Origin of the sequence: Nonomuraea sp. NPDC005692 (assembly GCF_040631115.1) — a bacterium.
In the GTDB taxonomy this organism is placed as follows: domain Bacteria; phylum Actinomycetota; class Actinomycetes; order Streptosporangiales; family Streptosporangiaceae; genus Nonomuraea.
Genome location: NZ_JBEXYU010000031.1, coordinates 94798 through 118064 on the forward strand (window position 1 = coordinate 94798; position 23267 = coordinate 118064).

The window sequence follows — 23267 nt, forward strand, 5'->3', positions numbered from 1 at the left end:
GTCCGTGGTGGTGGCGACGGCGCCTCCGGTCGGTAGGACGAGCACGGCTGTCGTCGCGAGCGACCTGGCCCACTTCGCCGGCCCGCCGGCGCGGAATGCGACGGCCGAGCCGGCCGCCCATGGTGTGCGACCTGCGAGCGGTGCTGGGCCCAAGGGCTAGAAGTTCGTGGGGACACCCGCGGGCTGCCGTTGCGCGTGATCGCCACCGCCGCGTCGGTTGCGGGGCGCATCCGCCGCTTGGTTCTCCACCGTCACGCTGCCATGGATCGATGGCGGCTGCCCGGCTCGTCGCGAGGCCACGGACTGGGCCGCCGTGCCCCAGAGGACCCGGCCCCTGATGCGCGAGCCTGTGGTCCCACCAGTCCTGAGCCGCAGGAGCGACCCTGCATGCCGGTCTTTTCCAGCCTGGCCGCCTGTCCCAATGGTCCGCCAACAGGCTCGGACCAGTTCTCTACGGGCCGATTCTCGTCAGCAATTGCGCCCTTGTCGGCAAGTTTTTGGGTGGGCCGGTATATGTTGCATGAATTATCAGCCCTGAGTTTCGACGTCCGGTCCGGAAAGTGTGATTATGGGATACGTCCCTTTTGTGATTGGCGCTCTGGGATTCGTGGCCGCCCTCCAGGCCTCGGGCGCAGCGATCACGAACTCCGCTCACTCCGGACCAGCCCCCGTCACCTGCGAGGCGGGAGGAACCGGGCAACTGACAGTGACATCACCCCCGGTGATTCCGGCCGGCCCAACCGGGCCGTTTCAGGCGCGGCTCGACATAAGTGACATCGCTGCGCCGAGGGGATTTCCCGGCGGGAATGTCCAGGGCCTGCCCACGCAGATCTCCGGCAGAGTGACATTCTCCCTGCAGCCTGGCAAACAGCTCGAAGACTATGACAATCGCACGGCTGCGGCGACGGTTGAAATGCTGATTCCCCTCAGTGGAACAGCAGTGGGCGGCCGCGCCGTCCTGACCGGTTTCGGCAACCTGGACGACGCCACATGGAAGCCGCTCCCCGGCACATACCAGCTGCACGCGACGAACCTCGCACTCACCATCCCCGGCGCGGGGCCCTGCCACGTGAGCGACATCGAACCGGTCGGCGAGTTCTTCGTACAACCGCCGGCCGCAGACGAAAACGAAGTGCCGACGCTGACGCGCCTGGTGGCGGCGATTCGTAGCATCATGATCACGCTGGCTGTCGCAGCGCTCGGCGTCTTCCTGTACACGAACAGACCCAAGAGATTCAGACGCCCCCAAAAACCACGCCCGCCCGACCCCCGCGCCCCGCAACCCGCGCACCCCCACGCCCCGCACCCCGGCCAGACCCGCCCGCCGCAACCCGAGCACCCCCGCCCAGCGCAACCCGAGCGGGCCCGCGCGCCTCGCAGGCTGCCGGAGCCCGCCGGTTTCGAGTCCCGGCCACATCTGCGCTTTTTCCGGACATATGCATCGATCGCCGGGGGCTGCCTGCTCACCCTCGGACTCATCGTGAGCTGCGCGATCGACCGGCGCACCACTCTGGACGACCTGCCCGGCCTCCCCGGCCGGCCGGCCCCGCCCGTGCCGGATCGCGCCTGGCCGACGGCCGTTCCCTCGCACGCCGGTACCCGGCAGGAGCCGCCCGGATCGCCCGCCACACCGCCACCTGCCCCTCCCAGCCCTCCCGCACTGCCCGACAGGTGACCATGACCGAGGAAACGCCTACCCACCTCCTGCCGGCCTGCCGGCGGCAGCGCCTGGCGCTGCTCGTCCTGGTGTCGTTGCATGTGCTGGTCGCGCTGACCATGCTGATCAACCTGGTCCGTCCGCCGCAGATCGACGTGGCGCAGGCAGGTCTTCCGGAGCTGAAAAAGCTCTCGGACATCCTCAACTCGCTCGTCTACTGGCAGTACCTGCCGGGCTGGGCGCTGCTGGCGGTGCTGTCGGCCGTCGCCTGGGGACATCTGCGGTACGCGAAGGCCCGGCACGTGCCGCCGGACCGCCGTGAGCGGGTCGCACGGCGATACCGCCGGACGCTGGCGACAATGCTGCTGGCGCTGCCGGCCTTGCGAATCCCGTCCCTCATCGACCTGGCCGTCTGGCCGCGCGCCCACGTGCTGGCCTTTCTCGCGTGCCTGCCGACGACCCTGTACGCCTTGTGGCTCGTGCACCACATGCAGCGCTTCCGGCGGGTGCCCGTACTCCTGCTGGCGACCGCCCTGGGATGGGGAGCGGTCGTCGCCGGCGGCTTCGGCCTGACCATGAACGAGTGGTGGAAGTCCTTCTCCACCCTGCATTTCCCGCTCCCGGAGAACCCTCTCGACGTGATGCTCCTGAAGGACACCGGCCTGCCCATGGTCTCGGGGTTCTTCGAGGAACTCGGCAAGGGGGCGGGCGTGGCCATCCTCTTCCTGCTCTACCGGCGGCATTTCGACTCCGTCGTGTCCGGTGTCGTCGTCGGCGCCGCGACCGGGCTCGGCTTCAACCTCGGCGAGAGCATCACGTACATGGCCGCCTTCGACGGGGCGAGCGGCGGATTTCACTTCTGGGCCCGGCAGGTGGCCGGGCTCATGGCCGCGCACACCGCGTTCACCGCCATCACCGGCGCCGCCTTCGGCATCGCCCGGCAACTGCACAGCCGTCCCCAGCAGATCACCACGATCGCCCTCGGCTTCGGTACGGCGGCCGGCGCGCACTTCTGCAACAACGCCATGCTCGACTACATCGGCAAGGAGTCCCACAAGTGGTTCACCGCCAGTGACACCCTCAACGTCCTGGTGCTGACGCCCGCCCAGTTGCTGCTGTTCCAGAGTCCTCTGGTCATTCTGTACGTGCTCCTTCTACGACACGGACTGCGCAGCGAGGCAGGCGGCCTGCGCGTCGCCCTGACCACCCTGCCGCCCGCCTCCCGCGACGCGATCACCGAGTCCGAAGCGGCAGTGCTGCTCTCACCCGCCCGGCGCTTCCGGCTCAAGGTCGACGTACTACGCGCCGCGAAGACCCCGCGCCACGGCATCACCGCCTACCGCCGTCTGGCACGCCTGCACGCTGCCCAGCTCGAACTCGCCACGGAACGCTGGCACAGCCTGCGCGGCGAGGCCGACCCGCTCGCACCGGACGAGGCGTCGTCGCGGGCCCGCGTCCAGGCGATCAAGGCCGTACTCGCCGGAGACAGCACATAGCGCCGAACCCATCCTGCCTCTCCGCCACCGCCAAGCCCCGAAGGACTGCCGATGAACGACCGCACGCAGCGGCTGCTGGCACGATGCCTGCTCACAGCCGGGGGAGCGGTGTGGATCCTGCTGCTCGGCGCGCCCCCCGCGGCGGCCGACTGCGGCACCATCACGTACGAACAGCGTCAGGACCCCGCTCCGCCCAAGCCCGCGAACGAGTGGATCGTAGGGCGCTGCGACCAATCCGTCCCCGCGGTCGCCGCCGCCGTCGTGGGCGCGCTGGGCATGGTCGCCACCGGCCTCTACACCTTGCGGCTCCCCAGGGCCGGCGCCGGCGGGGTCGCACCCGCCGGACACGGAGAGGTCGAAGTCGTCGGCCCCGGCGAGGTCAGGATCGGCGACGTGGACGGCGACGTCGTCGTCCGGGGCGGCACCCTCGTGGGGCACGTGTCCGGCACAGTGGTGATGGTGGAAGGCGCGACCCTCATCGGCACGGCCGAGAACGTGGTCCAGATCGGCGACCGCAACAGCGTGGTCGGCGACGTCGACGGCAATCTCGTCCAGGCCCGCTCGGTCCTCGGCAACATTTTCGCCAAAGGCCGCAAGCTATGGCCACTCGACTGACACAGACTCCGCATGTGCCGTTCGATCACTCACCCTGACGCCAGCTCCTCGAACCCCACCTTCAACCAAGCAGTGCCTACGACGACGTGCAGCTCACTGCCTCGGCCGAGGATGGCCGCCCCCCTGGGAACCGGCCGTCCGCCGGGCATCACCAGCCGGCTGGGACGACCCACCGACAAGGTTTCTCCCTTGATGTTCCCGGTGACCACCCGACGCCGCTGCCCCCCATACCCGCCGACAAGCGCCACTCGGTCGCCGTCGACGACGAGCGCATGAGCGCCACTCACCTGCGTGGGCCAACCGGCAACCGCGCCGGCTCGAACCCGCACGATCGGAAAGTCGGTGTAGTAGTAGGCCCAGGCTTCATTTCCCGTCACGTTCAGCGCGTAGCAGTCGGAGATCGCGCCGAACTCACCGTCGTACGGATATCGCCAAGCGGGAGCCAGGTCAGCCCCGAAGCGGATCAACCCTGGGGAGCCGATGGGTGCTGGATTGTCCGTCTCTCCCCATCCGAAGTTGCCGTACACGCCTTCGTCGAAATAGCTCACCCATATGTCGCCGGAAAGCGTCGTCTGCACGTCGGCGATTCCGTCGCCCAGCACACCCTTTCGCAGCAGCTTTCCATCGGCATCGTAGACGGCGGCATTGGACTCGGCCGCTCCGTCACGCCATCGGCACCGCGCCCCCACCAAGAGCACGGCCCCGTCCGGCAGCGGCTGGACGTGGTTGTGCGCCTGTGAGTGCCGGGCGATGGAAACCGACCTCGTCAGGTGGGGACAGTACGTGGCGACGTGTAACGAGACGGGCGCGCCCGTACGCGAATGAGGAAATGATCCTCCATCGGGGGTGACAGTCCGTGCGGTCAGCGCATCGGAGTTCTCCCGCGAGGCCCACGCGACGACGAGCTCCCCCGTGGGACCTGCCGCCGTACTCACCATTTCCGCGCCCTGGGACGGCGGAGCCAAGTCCGCGTGATGGCGCAGCCTCACAACGTCTGTCTTTCGGTTTCTCCCGCCGCGGCCTCGCGTGGGAGACACCTTATTGATCGCGTGCCTGAATCGCGCCTGAATAAATACCAGCCAGCGCATGCACCGACCGCCCTGAGGCCGCACTTTGATGCCGATCCCCATATCGCAAGCGATCGGCCCGACCATGTGGCATGAATCAACGGCGGGATCAGCAGCCAGGCCCGACTCCTCCTGTGGACAAACACGTCACCAGCGAGCCGGCGTGCCACCCGAACTATTCGGCGAGCTGCTGTGCCGAGGCCGCGTCCGCCGGTCCGGCCTGGAAGGCTCGCCGATCGGGATTCAGGGGGAAAGCCACACCCGCCCTGGTGCCCGCCCCCGATCCGGTCCGTGAAAGAGCCACGCCGACGAGCGCGGCCGGGCAGCACCCCGCACCCAAGGCGCGGCGGCTGCGGCGGTACGGTCGGCGATGCCTTCGAACAGGTTGCCCCGGAGTTCAGCGGCGGGCTTTGCGCAGGCCGGTGATCTGCAGCTCGGCGAACAGCCCCACAACCAGGGCCTGCGCGATGGCCCAGACCGCCCCGAGCGTGCTGAACTCGAGCGCGCCCGTCACGACTGCGGCCACGCTGCCGAGCGTCCAGACGATGTTCAACGCGATGACGGCCCTGACGGCGTTCTGGCTGATCGTAGGACGTGCGGCCACCAGGCCGACGGCGGCGCCGTACACGAGCAGGAAGATCCCGATCTCGCGCAGCAGCTCCGCGCCCGGCCCGAGCAGATCGCTCGCAGGCCCGGCCAGGGCCAGATAGACCAGTCCGTTGACGCCGGTGACGACGGCGTCCGCAACAAGGGCGAGGCGCAGGAACTTGGTCCGGTCGGCGGTGACGGTGAGGGCGGTCATCTCGGCTCCTTCAGGTGCTCGTTTCGACACCTGAACGATGCCAGCAGGCACGTAAGGACCGCGATTACGCGCCAGGTAATGAGAACGACAACCAGCCCGCCCACCTGGGCCAGAGTTCCTGGTCGCGGGCCATTCGCATGTGTGCGGCCGACGGTACTCGAAAACCCCAACCTTCTGATCCGTACCAAGAACGAAGCCCGTCCAGGGGCGTTCGAGGACGTCTGCTGGGCTTGCCTGAGTCGACGGTGTGCGAGGTGATCAGCCCCTAGCCACCCATCTACGGGCAGGGCCGTGAAGCACTCCGCCTGACCTGCTCTTTCGTCGACTTTTCCTGCGCTGGCGATGCTATTCGGGTTGGGGCCCGTTGGCTGCAGGCCGACCTGAGTCAGCTGCGCCCTTCGACGTACGACCCCAGGTTGGCCAGCGAGGAGGCTATCCCGGCTTCGTGTACGGCTTGGTCGATGCCGGGTGGTACGTCCGTTGCGGTGACGGTTACCTCGGTCCCTTCGCCGGCGGCAGTCAGGTGCCAGGTCATCGTCATGGTGCCCGCGTACGACGGGTCTTCGGCCTCGAACACTGCCCGCTGCACCACGCGCTCCGGTGGCACCAGTTCGGCGAACCCGACGTTGACGACGTCCGTCGCGTCGGACGTCTTGCCGGGGCTGTCGGTGGGGTCCAGGTACGTGAGGACCATCCGGAACCCGCCACCAGGACGGGGATCCCACCGCTCGATCTGCCCTCGCATGCCGTCCGGCGGCAACCAGGCTTCGACGGCATCCCGGTCGAGGAGAGCGCCGTAGACAGTCGCCGGTGGTGCCGCGATCAGCCGGCTGGCGCGGTCAGTCCTGTCCATGGCCCGAGTCTAGGACCGAAGCTCTCCAGGCCCATCCTCATGGAACGACAGAGAGACCAGCGCCTTTGAAGGTGTCGTGGACAGATCCCCCTCAGGTGTCGCCCGAGATGGGCAGGGATGACTTCTGCGGGGACACGATGGAGCCCTTGCCGGGCTTTGTAGTGATCAGCTCTCGTTCCCTGAGCGCTTCCATCGCCTTGCGGATGGTCACTCGTGCGACGTCGAACTCCTCCTGCAGCTTCACCTCGGAGATGAGGGTGAGGGGCGGGTAGATGCCGTCGCCGATGCGCTCGGCCACGACGAGCCGCAGGTCCCATTCGATCACGGGACGACTCTAGGTATCCCTGCACCTAACGCCATAGAACAGGCAGGGCTAGTAATGCTATTTGCTTCATCTGCGCTGGACCGATGTCGACCTTGAGGGCAGGCAGATCACCATCCACGGCTCGGCCTCGTTCATCGACGGCAAGCACGTCGAGGGCACCACCAAGAGCGGTCGTAAGCGCGTCGTCAGCCTCGACGCGCGGACGGTCCAGGTCTTCCGTGCACAGCGCTCCCAGCAAGCCGCGGACAAGCTCCAGCTCGGCCCCGAGTGGCGAGGCGTTGGCGACTACGTGTTCACCACGGGATGGGGTGAGCCCGTTCACCCAGACACGCTCAGCTCGCTCTTCCCAATCTTGATCAAGCGGTACAACCAAACGAACACCGGCACGCCGTTGCCCCATGCACGGCTCCACGACCTACGCCATATCCATGCCACGATCCTGCTCCTGGCCGGCGTCCCTGTTCATGTCGTCGCGGCCCGCCTCGGCCACGCCGACCCGTCGATCACGCTCAGGGTCTATGCCCATGCGATCCGCGCCGCCGAGGCGTCAGCCGCCGATGTCTTCGCTGAGGCGATCGGTGAGGGATGAGAAGTCGTGTTAGCAGAGGTGTTAGCAAGATCTGGAGATTGTCCTGACAAACGGAAAGGCCCGCTCCCAGGAACCCCTGGGAGCGGGCCTTTCGCATGTGTGCGGCCGGAGGTACTCGAAACCCCAACCTTCTGATCCGTAGAGAAGGGCGGATGCCTCACCAACGGCCTCTTGCCCTGCTCAGATGGCCGATGCGAGTCGGTGTAGACCGACCCTGTAAGGCAGTGTTGCTGTATCGGCTGCTGTACAGCACTTCCTCCGCAGGGATCAGCAATCCATCAAACGGGTCGACTCCAACGTGGCCTTCATCGGGATGACCGCCGATCTCGACTGATTGTCGGTACGGCCTGCCACTATGTCTCGCATGATGACATCCGCCCCCTTGGCCCCGTTCCAGTGGCTCAACGTGTCGGAGGGCTCGGGCGGCGGCGCACTGGGTGTGATCTTCAGTGTGGCCTTCTTCCGCGGTCTTGACCCGGCGGAGGTGGTGTGCCACTTCAGCCGCGGTGAGAGCTCCGGCCAGGAGTCGGACTTCCGCGGGCTCGAGGACAAGGCCGACGAGTTCGTCATGGAGACGGACGGCGGGCTTGGCGGCGGCTACGTGGGCGTCTTCAAGGCCGGCGAGTGGTGCGTGGCCATTGAGCCCCACGGTTGGATGGTTACGTGCCACGAGGTGGTGACCGAGCTGTCGCAGGGTTGTGAGGTTGTGGCGGTCACCCGGCACGATTACGCCGACCACAGCTTTGCGTACGCGATCGACGGCACGTTTGTCACCGGTTACCAGCTGCGACACCCGTCCGAGCGTTACGGCTCCGACCCCGACCGGCTCAACGGCTTCATGCGGGAGTTGGGCATGGGGCTCGACATGCCGGAGGACGAGGCTGCGTGGGACGCCGCATGGGAGGACAACTACGGCACTGCCGTGCCAAGGGGCTTCGCCCTGGCGGCGAAGGTGACCGGGGTGCCGTTCAGGCCGGACCTGCTCGACCGCCCGATGCTTGTGGGGCCCATCGTGAGAAGATGATCGTTTTGCGCCGTCCAGCAGTACTCGCTGCTCGCAGGCGAGGCAGCGGGACCGGACGACTGGAAGAACTCCGTCTTGAACCTGCTCGCCGGGCGGTGAGAACTCTCCTCTGAAACTGGCACCCCCGACTCCTGCTTCCAAACGGGGGCCGGCCCATGTCGAGTGGTCTTCTTCCTCGTCAAGCGACAGATTGCGACGCCCGTGTGCGTCAGGGCTGCCAAACCAGGCTGCTGTAACAGCGATCGTGGGCTGCGGCTCAATACAGAGCAGCCAAGGACCTCGCTCAGCACAGTCCGATGTCTGCCGGTCCTCCGACATTCAGCGTCGGCATCTCGGATGCCGTCATCCTCAGCGGGACCAAAGTCCGGACCAAGACTGGAGACGAAGAAGACGCAAAAAGCTAGGTTGAAGGCGTGGAGCTTTTAGAAGAACGTGAGTGGGATGCCGGCGTGCACGGTACTGAGAGCCCAGCGCGGTGCGGTGAATGCACGTGGGGAGCGCCTTGCCCAAACCGAGCCACCCGAAGCGTCCGGGTGCGTGATGCCGGCGGCGAGCGTTGGTGGGCTGTGTGCAACCGGCACTTTGCTGACTCTCCGGTCTTTCAGTAGGCGGTACATCGGCATGGATACCGGGGAGCGGAAGGCTAGGGGGCATGAGCCGCTCCCCCCACACGGCCGGACCAGCGTTCAACGCGGCCTCCAACCGCACCACCTGTGCCTCGCTGAGCCCAGGCTGCTGCCCTTGCGGGCCTTTCGGCTCCAGCGCCTGGGTTCCCGCTCTGCGACAGGCCTTGTAACAGGACAAAGGTCAACATGCGGGACACTACAGACTCTGGCCGCCTGGGGCGGCGATACGCCTGGCGAACAGTTCGGCAGCCTCCAGGCGGACCGTTCACGCTTGGTCCGTGCCAGAGGCAACGGCAGGGCAGCACCATCCGGATAGTGCTCACACTGGCGTAACTCCCGAACCCCGCCGAACACGGATCCTCGCCGTACCTCTGACTTAACTCTTGTAGCTGCCTGCTGACGTTATTGGATTTACCTCGAATATGCCAGAGTTGGCGACATCGGCAATGCAATTATTCGGCAACTCCAGGCCGGGAGGCGTCGACGTTGTCCAATCAACGTAACCTCCGGCGATGTTCACCGTGGCGTCCTCAAGAAGAATCGGTCCGCTGCCTGGCATTTGAGCACCCCTCTTGCCATCTTTGATAAGAGGTTTTGTACCTTGCGGCCAAAGGGGGACGACTGAGGAGCTTGAGGGTGACCCCGCAATGCCCTCGATCACAAGGCACTTGGTCGTCGACCTGTAGACCAGCCTCCCCGTTAAAAGCGCTTGCATCCCAGAACTGGTGTGGTGATGAACAAGAATCAACGGGTCGGAACCCTCAATAGATACGCGATCAGGATCCGATCCGCCGACGACAGCACCACAACCAGTCAGGGCGATGATGATCGCCATGTTACTGGTGGCCACTCTGACACGCTTGTTCATTCAGTCCCCAAGAGTAGGACTGTGCGCGCGGAGCGGGATTGAAACTTCGAACGCACAGTTGCCAGATTGCGGCTGGTTCTCTAGGTTCCCGGGGGTGCCGTCCACACGCCCCATGATTGCCCAGTCGCGTTGAGAGCGGAGGCGATGGATGTTACCGGGGTGAAGCATGAGTTGTACTCAACTCCTATTTCGCAGAGGCCGTGATGAATTCCCCACGCAGTGTTGTACTTGTACCATGGGCCGCCACTATCCCCGGTTACCGTCATGCTTCTGTCCATGACGACGAGATTGGCCGCGTTCGGATACGATTGATCGATGGCCTTAACATTGCCGCACGCCGCATATTGTCGAGCGTGACCGTAATTGCAGATGTTCTGCCCTTGTGCAGGATTGCTCCCAACGTAGTACACATATCGCGACTGATTGTAGTCATAATAAAAGGTCCTGGTCAGCGTGAAGGTGCCGCGAGTCCAGGACCCAATGTCGATACTCGTTGAGTGCTTGACATGGCTACTGGTGGTACAACCTCCCTGCGCTGGATGATTGCAGTACGTCCAGCTTCCGGTACCACAGTGAGCAGCGGTCGTTGCCAGTCGTGCATTAGGGTCGCTCGGGAAGTTGCCATTGATGATATTGAATCCTGTTGTGCAGCCAGAAAGGTTGCCTCCACCCCTCATATAGCTGTCTTGGGGAATCGAAAGAGCCTGCCCACTGAGGCGTACACGGACCCTGATCTCGATATTCGCAGGATTCGCAGGCTGGAGCCGAGACAGCAAAGCTTGTTGTTCTGCTTTGCTACTAGGCATGGAGCGAGGCTTGACTGCGATCGTAACAATCCCGGAGTCGGTGTCATAGCTGCCGCTGAGGGTCTCGACGAGGTCCTTCTTCGAGAACACCTCGGCGAATGCTACGTCGCGGGCTTGCTTCAGATCCGCCTGGGAGAAACCCTTGTTGCCAACCAGGTCGACAGCCACTGGGAGCGTCTTTGCGAGCTCGACCGCGTATCCAGGGATCTTGCCTTTGAACCCAATCTGGGCTTTTAGTCCATTGTCCAGCACGGAGAGACCGGAAACCTCCGATGGGAAGCGCCGTTGCAGTGCCGCACCGATCTCATTGATGCGAGGCTGCCAAGCAATTCTTTTGATCGCCTCTTCGAAGGTCATACCCTGGTCTCTGACAACCAACTTCAAGTCTGCCAGCTCACTGAGCCATAGATCGTCGATCTTAAGCTCAGGTTCTGCTGAAGGATCTACACCGTCTGCTTTCGCCCGGGCAGTTACGCTAGGATCAGTGGCGACTGTGTGTGCTACATATTCGTCGATACCTTGAGCTAGTGTCAGACCCCGACGGGATGCCGAGCGCTTGATCGCATCCAGAGTTGGACGTCTCGGAATGGGCTGTATCTCTTTTGGTAAAGAGATGAAAGTTCTATCGTCATCGGCCGCCGCCGCCTGGGTTGCGAGAGCAGTTATGGTTGTCGGTATGGCAATGAGGAGCGCACCTAGAAGGCGTAGTTTGTTTCGTTGTTGGCTCACGCATCGATTCCTTCGCTGGAAGGGAGTAGTGCTTTCACGGCGAGGCGCGCTCGACGTGCTTGCTATCCAGAGTGCTCAACGTGTATCCAAATTGTCACGATGAGTAGTTCTTGAGAGGCGGTACACTTCAGTCGTGCAGGCTACCTGTCCTGTGGACGTATACCGGAAAGTGCTCGACAACATAAGGACGATAAAACTAGCTCGCAGCATGGTCAATCCCTGATTTCGCCGAGCAATCAAGATGAAATGACGTGGCGTGATCTTTCGTCCCTGTTGGTAGGGTGTTGATCACAGCATGGCCGTGAACTCGCTGGTAGCCCGCTGACACAAAGACGTCTGGTGGATGTATTGATCATCACAGCTGGCCTAGTCACTACCAGGGACTTCGGATGCTGTTGTACCGTGTGGTCGTCGATTCGTCGTGTTCAATGCTGGGCTACGTCCCCGGGGGTTTCAGCGCCAGAGAGGTACGGACAGCCTTGGTCCGGGCGGCGTAAATCAGTGTGCCGTCGCTGGCCCGGATTTAGCAGCCACCAGGCGACCCGATCGTCTTGCGGTGCCGGTGGATAGGCCGGCCACGTACACAGGACCCTGAGCCCCGCAGTGCTGTGCCTCGGCACCAGGTTTGGGGCTCGGGCCTCTCAATTGCGCGCAGCCGGGGGTCTCGTTGTCCACATCTGTCTACAAGTGGCTCGTTACGCTTGCCGCGGGCCTTCAACGCGCGACCCTAGCCACTGCGCCCGTGATCATCTGAGGCTATTGTTGGCAAGATCAGGCAGCACGGAGACGCGACCGCCGGACATGGCTGTCACCTCCCGCCCAAGCTGTTGTGCTAACGAACATGTCAGCCGTCCTAGGACGGCCCAGCTCTGACATGCCTTCAAGCATGCATCCCGACTTCTATGGACGTGAACCCGGATGGCGTCCCTTACGTACGTCTTGGCGTCTGCGTGTCTCACCGCCGGGAATGACCATGCCGTTAGGTTATGTACCCCTTACCGGGAAGATCAGGACGTGGAACCATGAGGTCGTTTTCCCTTGCGCCGGAGACCCGTTATGACGACCCCACCGCACCCGGTCCCTCAACCTTCTCCCGAGCGCCCGCAAGCGGATCCTCCCGTCCACACGGACACCACACCGGCACCGCCGTCGCTGACTCCGCCGGCGGTCGCGCAGCCACCCGACTGGGAATATTCGGGGATCGACCCGAAACTGATGCACGACTTCGAGCGCGACCTCGGCCAAGCTGAAACCGCCATCGCCCGGAGCGAGCCCCACATCCGCCGGACCTTGCAGGACCTGAACCTCGACACCTCGCGTCTGAACGTCATACGCGAACTCGGCAACTGGATCAACGCCAAGCGCTCAGAACTACGCCGCCGCAACGACGCCATCCAGGCGGTCACCACCACCTGGGGCGCTGCGGCATCCGGCGCCATGCAACCCTTCGACGAGGCCCTCTACACCCGCGCCTCAGGAAACGCGGACGCTTATGCCGCCGCCAGCACACTGACCGGCCTCGACCGCAACACAACGGTGGGCGAGACGACCGTCGCCGAGTTGGAGAAGCGCGCAGGAGACGCGGACTTCGCCACTTCGCTCATGTACGCGCTCGGCACCGAGCGATTCCGCCACCTCATGGCAGCACTCACCTACACCAAGGACTCCCGGAAGCAGCGCATGCAGGCCGCCCTCGGCAAGGCGCTGGGTGCGGCAAGCACACGGTTGAGCACGTCCTGGCGGAAAGAACTACTCACCAATCTGCGCGTACCCGTCGACCAGCACGCGCTCGCGGACCTGCTGCCCTACGGCCGCTTCGACCGCGACTTCCTGGTCGCCGCGGCCAAGGCGCTGGAGGCCCTGGACCGCAAGACGTGGAAAGAGGCGGGAAGCATCCCGCACGACCCGATGATTGGTGTGATGAAAGCCCTAGCCAACCATCCGAAGGCCGCTCAGGACTTCTTCATCGGTGACCCCAGCGTGATGGAACGCTACGTCACTCAACGTCGCATGGATGACGAGGGAGCCGCGTTCGGTAAGGCGTTGGAGGCGGCGACCATGACTTATCGAGACCGCGACGGCAGTCCCGAGGTGCCGTCGCCTGGCTTCGCCTCAGCGGAAATCGCTTACGATTTCATCCATTGGGAGGCCCGGCGCGTTCTGGCCGGCACTGATGGTCCCTCGTTCGCCACCAGCGGTACCACGACGCGGATTCTCGCTGCCTATATAAACGACATAAATCGGGTCGCCAGACTGCCTCATACTAGCAATTCAAAAGTGTTCGTCGCCACACGCGTACATCAGTTGGCATCGGACCAGGTTTGGGGAGCACAGTTTAACAAGGAAGACCTTCGCAAGGTCATGCAGGACATCTTTAAGAATGATCCCAAAGCGCTAGCGGCCGTGGCGTCAGCTCAAACCGCATGGTCTCGAAAGCTAATTGACTTCGGCGCCGCACAGGCAGCATCTGGGAAAGGAACAGAAGCACTCTTGGTGAACGTACGAGAAGCCGGAGCCGGCTTCGGCTTGATTACTGACGCCTCCGGGCTTTCCAAGATTCAGCGGGGCAAAGAGTTGGACGAGGTTCAAGAGCGGAACATGAAGATATTGATGGCGATCGTCAACACAGGGCTCGCCATCCCTCAGACAGCAGCCGCGGCCATAACCGCTGGTGCGGTTGGTGCCTGGACGGGCATGATCGAAGATGCCGCCAAGACCGAGAAGAACACGGACGCAGCTACGTACGACGCCAATACGGCAATCGGCAAGGCCAAGTATCTGCTCGATCAGCTGGCCGCCGACTCAATGCTGCGACATGGACTCTTCGGCAGCGCCGACCCGGCTGCCCCTTCACATCCGTGGGGATCACTCGAAGGGCTGAAGCCTGGCGACGATCCTCGCAAATCGCCGAGGAACTTCCTCAAGGATGACGGGGAGTCGCTGATGACCCTGAAGGAGATGGCGCGCTACGAAGACATTACCCAGCCACGGCTTGACGCCTACAACCGATGGCTTTATGAAGGTCTCGCGGGAAAGCAGTGGAATCCCGTGTCCGAGTCGGCGGTTGATGGCTTAGGCGACGGGAAGTCTGAGTTCAAATCATGACGATCCAGCGATTCTTTCCAGCGGCTATATTCAGCGTGCTATTCCTACTGGCCGCATGTCAACAAGACCAGAGTCCTCCAGTTGACAGGACGCCTCTTCCGTCCGTGGCAGCGCCCCCGTACGTCTGCGATCATATTCCGCTCCAGGCGGTGCGCCTGATGACAGGAATTCAAGACCCTATCGTCAGCGGCAAATTCGATATGACGGTGGGCAAGCGGCTGGATGGGAAGAACTACGGCACGGGAGGGTGCTACGTCTACGAACCGACAGGGAACAAGCCAAAGGTGCTGCAGATTTCCCTCTCTCCGGCAGGCTCAAAGGAGGAAGTTGAGGCCGAGGTCAATCAAGGGGCCCGGCGCCTACCAGAGATCGTGCCCGGCGCGGTCGGCTACTACGGACAGGACGGCACTGCTGACGATCCCCATGCGGCCGCCATCCTGGTCCACGGCCTGGACCAGGTGATCGTGGAACTCGTGCATGGGGTCAAGGGACGGGATAACGCCGCCGATGTAGTGGCCCTGATGAAGCTGGTCGCGCCGAAACTCATCCTGGACGCCACTCCCACACCCCAGAAAACCAGAGGCTGAACGCGATGGTCATCAACCCACTGCACGAAGCGCTCCAACAGGCCATACGCACGCTCGGCCCCCTGATCGAGCAGATCGAAGCCGATATCGACCGTCCCTGCCGCATGTTCCACTCCGGCAAGGTGTGGACCGGATCCAGCGCCAAGCAGTTTGACGCCCAACTCACCCAGTTCAGCACCCGCGCGCGAACTGCAGGGCAAGCGATCATAGACGAGTTGCGGCAGGCGCTGGCCGGCACACCAAGCGAGGTGACCGAGGATGAAGCCACCGCAGTTAGACAGAAGTACGGACTCTCCTGAGTCCTGCAAGTCCTCGATTCACCGCACCACCGCGCCGGCTGTTGCCATCCGAGAGGCTGTCCATGCGCGAAACGAGTGCAGTCAGGCCCGTTGCGTATCTGATCCGCTGCCAATTCGCCTCAATCTACGACCTCAGCCGTGGTCGCCGTAGCAAGACCCGACGGAGGAGGGCCTTGCTGGCGATTGCCCCAGCCCCCACGTCGGGTACCGAAGTCCGCGATGGTCACGGCCTCAACCACCCTTCCGCCTTGTGATCCGTAGTCAGCTAGAGATTTCCATCCCTGGAAGAAACCCCTGCTCAGCTGCTATGACGGTGCCCCGTCGATGGCCACGAGTATTGCGGCGGCGATCATTTCGAGCGTCTCGACGGCCTCCATGGCCTGTGTGGCGTTGATGGGGCGCTTCTCGTCGTTGTTGTCGTGATCGCGATCTGACTCGTGAGCGATCTTGTTTCGCCGCCAGACGATTGAGCCGAGTAGCTTGCGAACTTGGTTGACGCTCAGCTTCTCGGCACCTGCCTCGCGCTCATCGTTGACGATTCGGGTGACCGTAGCCCAGAGGGAGACGTCGCTGACGATGGCGAAGCCGTCCTTGATGTCGTCAGGGCCCTGGTAGGTCTTCCGCCCGATGACCGTGCGCAGATGGCGGCGGAGGGCGACGTCCAGGGGGAGATCCGAGTGGTGCACCTTCTCGAACAGCTCCATGGGGATGCTGAATTCGAGGAACTTGCGGGGCTTGGTGATGCCGGGCTGTTGAGCGAGGAGGATCGTGCGATGGTAGACCTCCTGGTGCACCCAGTGGTCGAGCGCGGCCACGCCCTGAACCCAAGCAGCCCTGTGCAGGTCATCGACATCGCAGGATGTGACTCCCATGGCCGCCAAGTGACTGCCCGCGTGGATGAGCTGCTTGGCATAGGCCAGGTTGCGCTCAAAATCGACAAAGGCCTGCGTCTTCTGCGGGTATTGGGGCACGCGGCGTCCTTCGGGGGTGGCTGCTCCAGCTGGGCAGTTATGCCCACGGCGACACGGGAGAACCCGTGATCAGATTGTGCCCTACCTTGCGGGCACGAGATGCGCGTTTTATTGCTAGTCGCCCGATGTGCGTCGGGCACACTTATGGAGATGGGCAGGACGGAGGGTGTACGGGTGGCGGTTGATCCCCGCTTGCGGGTTCTCGCGGAGCATTCGGCGAACTTTGGCTTCCTTCTGCAGCATGAATCGCTGCTTGTGGCCTATGGCGCTGGCGCAGAGTCGATCGTTTTCACCGACCCGAACGGCGCGCTGGTTAAGTGCCGGCAGTTCATCGAAGTCTTCGCCTCGGTGCTGGTGCGGGCAACGGGGATCCCCGTTGAGGGAACTGACCTGGTCGACCAGATCCGGGCGCTGAGCCGCGCAGACGTGATCACCTCAGGTGTCGCTTCCGCCCTGCACGAGATCCGCAAGACCGGCAACGCTGCGGTGCACCGGCACATGGCTGAGGCCGCCAGCGCCCTGCGCTGTCTGGAGCGCTGCTTCCAGCTTGGGTTGCTGCTACACCGCGCCATCAGCGGTGAACGCGAATTGGTCGCGTTCGTACCACCCCAGCCGCCGGCCGCCATTACCACCCCAGACCTCGCCGCCGAACTAGAGCGGCTAAAGAACGAGCTAGCTGACGCCAAGCTTGCAATGGACGGCACCCGAACGCGTCAGCAGGCCGAGGCTGAAGCACGTCAGCAAGCCGAGGCCGAGCTCGCCAAGGCACGTGCCGAGCGCCAGACGGCGGCGGATCAGGTGCTGGCGCTGGAGGAGCAGCTCCAAGGCCTACGCAAGGAGTTCGAGGAGCGCGAGCCGGTCAAGGTACGGCCCAGCCAGCGAGAGGCCATTGCTCAGCGGGCACGGCGGGCCGCGCCGCTGACCGAGGCTCAGACCCGTACGAAGATCGACCAGGCTCTCGCTGAATCCGGCTGGGTCGTCCAGGACCTGGACCAGATCGACCACTCCGTCGGGCGCGGGATCGCGGTGCGTGAATTCCCTGTTGGGCGCAAGCGCGCAGACTACGTCCTGTTCGTCGACCACAAGCTTGTCGGCGTCATCGAGGCCAAGCGTGAGGGCACCTCGCTCATCGGCGTGGAATGGCAGTCGGGCGACTACGCTGGCGCGATTCCTGGTGATTACCGGATGGCAGTGTGGCGGCGCGACGAGCCGTTGCCGTTCCGCTACGAAAGCACCGGCATCGAGACCCGCTTCACCTTCAGGCTCGACCCGGACGCCGCCTCGCGCGAAGTGTTCTCCTTCCACCGGCCTGAGACACTCGCCCGTTGGATGGCCGAGGCCGACGACACCCCTGAGGCTCCGACCTTCCGCGCTCGGCTTCAGGCCATGCCGACGCTAGATGAGTCGAGTCTGCGCCCCGCCCAGGCGACGGCAATCCGCAACACGGAAGGCCATCTGAGCAGCGGCCACCGCCGGGCGATGGTGCAGATGGCTACGGGCGCTGGCAAGACCTTCACAGCGGTTTCGCTGGCCTACCGGCTCTTTGAGTACGCTGGAGCCCAGCGTGTCTTGTTCCTCGTGGATCGCAACAACCTAGGCGATCAGGCAGCAGGGGAATTCGCCCGCTATGTCACCAACAGCGGGCAGACCCTAGGCGAGGACTACACCGTTCAGCGCCTGTCCTCCAGCACAGTGCTGGATTCGGCCAGCGTGGTCGTCACGACGATTCAGCGGCTGTACCGGGCACTGTCTGGCCAGCCGCTCCCCGCGGGGGATGCCGATGATGAGGCCATCGACGAGTTCGAGCCGCCGGCCCCGGTCGACGCCGTCTACAACGAGCGGCTGCCACCAGAGGCTTTCGACCTGATCGTGGTAGACGAGTGCCACCGCTCGATCTTCGGCCGCTGGCGCGCGGTCCTGTCCTACTTCGATGCCCCAGTGATCGGCCTGACCGCCACGCCGAGCGTGCAATCGCGAGCCTTCTTCGGCGAACCGGTCAGCGAATATACCTACGACGAGTCGGTGCAAGACAAGGTCAACGTCGACTTCGCGGTGTTTCGGGTTAAGACGAAGATCGGCGAGTCAGGCTCGACCATTCCGGGGCTGGATGAGGAGGGCACCCGGACGGTGGTGCCGCGCCGCGACCGCCGCACGAGGCAGCAGTGGTACGAAGAGCTCGATGAGGACCTCACGTACGGCGCCGAGGAGATCGGCCGGTCTGTTGTCGCCCGTGATCAGATCCGCACAGTGATCACCGCCTACCGGGATCGCGTGTTGCCCGCGCTCTTCGAGCAGTACACCACCTCAGTGCCAAAGACGCTGATCTTCGCCAAGGACGACTCCCACGCTGATGACATCGTGCAGATGGTGCGTGAGGTCTTCGGTAAGGGCAACGACTTCTGCGCGAAGATCACCTATCGCTCGAAGGCGGCCGGCAACGACCCAAAGGAGCTCCTGCGTCGCTTTCGGACCACCTCGGAGATGCGTATCGCGGTCACCGTGGACATGATCGCGACGGGGACTGACGTTAAGCCCTTGGAGTGCGTGTTCTTCATGCGCAGCGTGAAGAGCCCGATCTACTTCGAGCAGATGAAAGGTCGCGGCAGTCGGACGATCGACCCGGACGACTTCCAGGCGGTCACTCCTGACGAAAAGGTGCTTCGCAAGGACCGGTTCGTCATTGTGGACGCGGTCGGCGTCACCGACCATCCACTGGTCGACGCCACTCCGCTCAACCGCGACCCCGATAACCGGCTCAGCCTTCGCCAACTGTTGGCACGTGCCGCCCGGATGGGTCTGGACGAGAACCAGACCGCAACCTTGGCATCTCGGCTGGATGCTCTGGATCGGCAGATCAGCGATCTTGAGCGTGACGAGCTGGCTGCTGTTGGACAGGGGACTTCGCTACGCGACCTGGTACGGCGACTCGCCTCGGCGGTGGACACCCAGACGCTCACCCTGTTGGCTGACGAAGGCGGGCAGGGCGCCGTGAGTGAACGGCTACGCCAGGCTCTTCAGCCCCTCGCCGATAACCCTGAGCTGCGCGAGCGCATCGCGGAGATCCGGACCAAACATGATCAGACGATTGACGAGATCAGCCAGGACGAGGTCACGCACACTGAGATCTTCGCCAGGGAACAGTTGGCGCAGCAGACGGTCGAGTCGTTCCGCGCCTATCTGGCGGAGCACCATGATTCGATCATGCTTCTTCGAGCCGTCGAGGGTGACGGCACTGCCAAGTTGTCCTGGGCGGAAGTGACGGACTTGACCAATCGGATCGAGCGGCTTCCCAAGGTCGGTAACGTGACTCGACTATGGACCTGTTACGAGGCGTCAGGCACTCCGATGGGAACGCGCGGGCATGAGGCCAAGCCCACAGATCTGGTCTCGATCCTGCGCTACGAGCTTGGGCTGGACTCCGAACTGAAGCCGTTCCGTACGGTCGTGGAGGAGCGCTACACTGCCTGGCTGGCTCGTCACGAGTCGGCTCAGGGACAGTTCTCGTCGATGCAGAAGTGGTTCCTGGACCGGCTATGCGAGATCGTCATTGGTAGCGCCGAGATTGCCGATGACACACTGGATTGTGCGCCGTTCGACTCACGCGGGGGTGAGGACGCCTTCTACGATGCGTTCGGCGACCGCGCCACAGCACTCCTGGACGACCTGACGAAGGAACTCACCGCATGACCGACCTGCCTCCCGGCTGGGTGCGAGTACCAGTGACCGAGGTGGCCGATGTCCGTGGGGGCATTCAGAAACAGGCTAAGCGGCGCCCAGTGGAGAACAAGTTTCCGTTTCTCCGAGTTGCCAATGTGGCACGTGGCCGCCTTGATCTCACTGATGTCCACGAGATTGAACTCTTTGACGGCGAGCTTGAACGTCACGTCCTTGAGGTTGGCGATCTCCTGGTAGTGGAGGGTAACGGGAGTCCTGCGGAGATAGGACGTGCCGCTCTCTGGAACGGTGAGATTGAGAGGTGCGTTCACCAGAACCACCTGATCAGAGTCCGGCCGACCTCTGCAATCATCCCGAGATTCCTCGAACTGCTGTGGAACTCCGAGGAGGTGAGAAGTCAGCTATTGGAGGTAAGTAGTTCGACGTCAGGACTCCATACACTCAGCACGGTAAAGATTAAAAATATCCGAATACCGGTTCCGCCTCTGACTGAACAGCAGCGAATTGTCGCGGTTCTGGAGACTCGTTTCGCCGAGCTCGCCAAATTGGCGGCTCTGCTTACCTCATCTGCACTTCGGCTTACTCATTTGCGAGAATTCGTGTTGGAGGCGGCGTGCACAGGGAGGCTTCTCGGCCTTGAAATCGCCGATGAGGCGATTGAGTTGGCTCCTGCAGGTGTGATCGATGGAGATCTGCCCCGCATTCCAACGGGCTGGCGTTGGGTTCGGTTGGGAACTATCGCTGACGTCGCCGGGGGGGTGACTAAGGACACCAAGAAGCAGATGGACGCGGCTTTGCCGTTAGTGCCCTATCTGCGAGTAGCCAACGTCCAGCGGCTGAGGCTCGATCTTCGAGACGTCGCATATATCAGAGTTCCTGCCGCGAAGGCGGAACAGCTCACTCTCCAAAATGGCGACGTTCTGCTAAACGAGGGTGGTGATCGAGACAAGCTTGGGCGTGGCTGGATTTGGGAAGGACAGATTGACCACTGCATCCATCAGAATCATGTCTTCAGGGCCCGCGTTCTAGGCGAGGTCTTGCACCCGAAGTTGCTGGCCTGGCACGCTAATAGCTTCGGCCGAGGCTGGTTCGATCGCAATGGCAAGCAGAGCGTGAACCTGGCCTCCATCAGCCTGTCCAAGTTGAAACTGTTTCCCGTCCCAGTGCCCCCTCAAGAGCTGCAACAAGCTCTTGTAGAGAGGGCAGAGTTGCTCCTCGGCATGATCGAGTCCTCGGAAGCATTGGTCGAGAGGGCACGGATTCGGCTGGCCAGTTTGCGTCAGAAACTGGTCACTGATGCATTTGAAGGTCGATTGGTTGAGCAAGCTGCCGCCGACGAGCCAGCCGACATGTTGCTTGATCGGATTCGGGTGGAGCGCGCTGCAGCGCCGAAGGCTGGCAGCCGTCGGAGGCGTGACGCAAGTCGTACCGAAGCTAAGAAAGTTTTACTCCCGCCTGGTTTTGGAGCGGCTATACCCGCCGGGGCGCAGGAGAGTCTGTTTGAGCAGGAAGAGGTGTCGTCGTGAAGCAGGTGGATGTGGTCGATTCGAATTCTGCGGAAGCGGCGGCGCATACTCGAGCACTGGTGGACAAGCTGTGGAGCTACTGCGATGTCCTCAGAGATGCCGGAGTGCCCGCGATCGACTATGTCGAACAGCTCACATTCCTTCTTTTCCTCAAGATGATGGACGAGAAGGAGAAGAAGGCCAAAGAGAAGGCGGAGCGGCGTAAGCTGCCCACGCCACCGCCGATTCTCCCCGTAGGGATCAGTTGGGACCTCTTGGCCAGCAAGAAGGGGCCAGACCTCAAGGATTACTACGAGCATCTGCTGCGCGAACTCGGTAAACGCAAGGGGATGTTCGGCCTGATTTTCGCGGGTGCGCAGAACAGGATCCAGACGACCTCGCTGCTGGAGCGCCTGATCAAGGAACTAATCGGTAAGATTCACTGGTCCCGGGAAGGCGTGGACGTCAAAGGTGACGCGTACGAGGAGCTCTTGTCGCGCAGCGCGAGCGACGTCAAATCTGGTGCCGGCCAGTACTTCACGCCGAGGCCCTTGATCCAGGCCATGGTGGACGTCATGCAGCCCACCCCGGACGACATGATCGTTGATCCTTCTTGCGGAACAGGCGGCTTCCTGCTGCTGGCCAACGAGTACATCCGCCGAGAGTTCCGGATGGAAGCGCTCAACCCGGACCAGCGGAATCGGGTAACGAAGGGGCTGGCGTTCCACGGGGTTGAGCTGGTGCGGGCGACTGCCCGTCTCGCGGCGATGAACATGCTGACGCATGGCGTGGTGCCAGACGAGCACTACGAGATCATCAAAGTCGGCGACGCTCTAGTTGACGAGCCGACAGTCCACGCGACTCTAGTCCTGGCCAATCCGCCATTCGGGCAGAAGACGGCCATCAACGTGGTCGATGAGAACGGCAAGATCATCAAAGATGAGGCGATCTACTCCGAGCGCAACTTTTGGGTGAAGACGAAGAACAAGCAACTTAACTTCGTGCAGCACATCGCCAAGCTGATGAAGATCGGCGGCCGGGCGGCGGTGGTCCTGCCCGACAACGTCCTGTTCGAGGGCGGCGCCGGGGAGAAGATTCGCCGGGAACTGCTCAAGGACTACGACATGCACACCATGCTGCGTCTCCCCACCGGGATCTTCTATGCGGGTGGCGTCAAGGCCAACGTTCTGTTCTTCGAGCGGAGACGTCCGGCGGCTGAGCCGTGGACCAAGAAGCTCTGGGTGTACGACTTCCGCACCGGCGAACGCTTCACCCTCAAGCAGCGCCCGCTCCGTCGTGAGCACCTTCAGGAGTTCGTCAATGCCTACCTGCCAGGCAAGGACCGTGAGGAGCGTGTCGAAACCGAGCGCTTCAAGCCGTTCACGTACGAACAGCTCTTGGCTCGGGACAAAGTCAACCTCGACATCTCCTGGCTCAAGGACACGTCGGCTGACCTCGAGGAGGAGTTGTCGCCACACGAGATTGCCAACTCCATCGCCGCTGACCTTGAGACTGCTCTGGAGCAGATCCGGACAATAGCCGAATCCCTGTCGATACCTGCTGAAAAGGGTTGGTAGCCGCTCTCGCGGCTATGGGTCGAGATGTCCGGGGATAAACATCCGGATGGTCTGGATATGTGCCCCGCCGATGGCATGATCTCTTTGTCAC

18 protein-coding genes are annotated in these 23267 nt (G+C 63.1%); 11 read left to right on the forward strand and 7 right to left on the reverse strand.

Translation table 11 applies throughout. The features are described 5' to 3' along the window. Positions 1–568: 568 nt before the first annotated feature. Genes ABZ459_RS41660 through ABZ459_RS41670 form a run of 3 tightly spaced genes read left to right on the forward strand, consistent with a single transcriptional unit; the run spans position 569 to position 3768 of the window. On the forward strand, positions 569–1675 hold the full coding sequence (locus ABZ459_RS41660; RefSeq protein WP_357983099.1) for a hypothetical protein: 1107 nt from the start codon (positions 569–571) through the stop codon (positions 1673–1675). Between the two features lie 2 nt (positions 1676–1677). After that, entirely contained in the window at positions 1678–3153 is a 1476-nt protein-coding gene (locus tag ABZ459_RS41665; RefSeq protein ID WP_357983101.1) for a PrsW family glutamic-type intramembrane protease, read from the forward strand. Positions 3154–3204: 51 nt separating this feature from the next. Beyond that, positions 3205–3768, forward strand: a complete 564-nt coding sequence (locus tag ABZ459_RS41670) for a hypothetical protein (RefSeq protein WP_357983104.1) — start codon at positions 3205–3207, stop codon at positions 3766–3768. A 29-nt stretch (positions 3769–3797) separates the two neighbouring features. On the opposite strand, the gene ABZ459_RS41675 is transcribed toward ABZ459_RS41670, so the two are convergent. The 4 genes from ABZ459_RS41675 to ABZ459_RS41690 form a co-directional block, all read right to left on the reverse strand. Then, positions 3798–4466: a hypothetical protein gene (locus ABZ459_RS41675; protein WP_357983107.1), complete on the reverse strand. Its 669-nt coding sequence runs from the start codon at positions 4464–4466 to the stop codon at positions 3798–3800. A gap of 766 nt (positions 4467–5232) precedes the next feature. After that, positions 5233–5637 carry a hypothetical protein gene (locus ABZ459_RS41680; protein WP_357983111.1) on the reverse strand — a complete coding sequence of 135 codons (405 nt, stop codon included), beginning with the start codon at positions 5635–5637 and terminating at the stop codon, positions 5233–5235. Between the two features lie 385 nt (positions 5638–6022). Then, positions 6023–6490: an SRPBCC family protein gene (locus ABZ459_RS41685; protein WP_357983114.1), complete on the reverse strand. Its 468-nt coding sequence runs from the start codon at positions 6488–6490 to the stop codon at positions 6023–6025. A gap of 91 nt (positions 6491–6581) precedes the next feature. After that, on the reverse strand, positions 6582–6815 hold the full coding sequence (locus ABZ459_RS41690) for a GntR family transcriptional regulator (RefSeq protein ID WP_357983117.1): 234 nt from the start codon (positions 6813–6815) through the stop codon (positions 6582–6584). Positions 6816–6876: 61 nt separating this feature from the next. Here ABZ459_RS41690 and ABZ459_RS41695 point away from each other — a divergent pair, with 61 nt between their 5' ends. Both ABZ459_RS41695 and ABZ459_RS41700 read left to right on the forward strand, forming a co-directional pair. Beyond that, positions 6877–7404: a site-specific integrase gene (locus ABZ459_RS41695; RefSeq protein ID WP_357983120.1), complete on the forward strand. Its 528-nt coding sequence runs from the start codon at positions 6877–6879 to the stop codon at positions 7402–7404. 364 nt (positions 7405–7768) lie between these two features. Next, positions 7769–8428 (forward strand): DUF6461 domain-containing protein, encoded by a 660-nt coding sequence (locus tag ABZ459_RS41700; RefSeq protein WP_357983123.1) that lies wholly within the window; start codon positions 7769–7771, stop codon positions 8426–8428. A gap of 1002 nt (positions 8429–9430) precedes the next feature. Here ABZ459_RS41700 and ABZ459_RS41705 read toward each other — a convergent pair. Next, positions 9431–9922 (reverse strand): hypothetical protein, encoded by a 492-nt coding sequence (locus ABZ459_RS41705; protein ID WP_357983126.1) that lies wholly within the window; start codon positions 9920–9922, stop codon positions 9431–9433. Positions 9923–10002: 80 nt separating this feature from the next. After that, positions 10003–11457 carry a hypothetical protein gene (locus ABZ459_RS41710; protein WP_357983128.1) on the reverse strand — a complete coding sequence of 485 codons (1455 nt, stop codon included), beginning with the start codon at positions 11455–11457 and terminating at the stop codon, positions 10003–10005. A 1215-nt stretch (positions 11458–12672) separates the two neighbouring features. On the opposite strand from ABZ459_RS41710, the gene ABZ459_RS41715 reads away from it, so the two are divergent. The 3 genes from ABZ459_RS41715 to ABZ459_RS41725 all read left to right on the forward strand — a co-directional run bounded on the left by ABZ459_RS41715 (position 12673) and on the right by ABZ459_RS41725 (position 15448). After that, positions 12673–14562 (forward strand): hypothetical protein, encoded by a 1890-nt coding sequence (locus ABZ459_RS41715; protein ID WP_357983131.1) that lies wholly within the window; start codon positions 12673–12675, stop codon positions 14560–14562. Positions 14563–14711: 149 nt separating this feature from the next. Then, on the forward strand, positions 14712–15149 hold the full coding sequence (locus ABZ459_RS41720) for a hypothetical protein (RefSeq protein ID WP_357983134.1): 438 nt from the start codon (positions 14712–14714) through the stop codon (positions 15147–15149). A 5-nt stretch (positions 15150–15154) separates the two neighbouring features. Further along, positions 15155–15448, forward strand: coding sequence for a hypothetical protein (locus tag ABZ459_RS41725; RefSeq protein ID WP_357983137.1), 294 nt, complete (start codon positions 15155–15157; stop codon positions 15446–15448). Between the two features lie 305 nt (positions 15449–15753). Here ABZ459_RS41725 and ABZ459_RS41730 read toward each other — a convergent pair whose 3' ends face one another. Further along, positions 15754–16419, reverse strand: coding sequence for a hypothetical protein (locus ABZ459_RS41730; RefSeq protein ID WP_357983139.1), 666 nt, complete (start codon positions 16417–16419; stop codon positions 15754–15756). Between the two features lie 174 nt (positions 16420–16593). On the opposite strand from ABZ459_RS41730, the gene ABZ459_RS41735 reads away from it, so the two are divergent. From ABZ459_RS41735 to ABZ459_RS41745, 3 genes are read left to right on the forward strand one after another with little or no spacing between them, the layout of a single operon-like run. After that, positions 16594–20106, forward strand: a complete 3513-nt coding sequence (locus ABZ459_RS41735) for a DEAD/DEAH box helicase family protein (protein WP_357983141.1) — start codon at positions 16594–16596, stop codon at positions 20104–20106. After that, complete coding sequence (locus ABZ459_RS41740) at positions 20103–21620, forward strand: restriction endonuclease subunit S (protein WP_357983145.1); 1518 nt, start codon at positions 20103–20105, stop codon at positions 21618–21620. The genes ABZ459_RS41735 and ABZ459_RS41740 overlap by 4 nt, the downstream gene beginning before the upstream one ends. Then, positions 21617–23176, forward strand: coding sequence for a class I SAM-dependent DNA methyltransferase (locus ABZ459_RS41745; RefSeq protein WP_357983148.1), 1560 nt, complete (start codon positions 21617–21619; stop codon positions 23174–23176). Before ABZ459_RS41740 ends, ABZ459_RS41745 begins: the two co-directional genes overlap by 4 nt. The last annotated feature ends 91 nt before the right edge of the window (positions 23177–23267 follow it).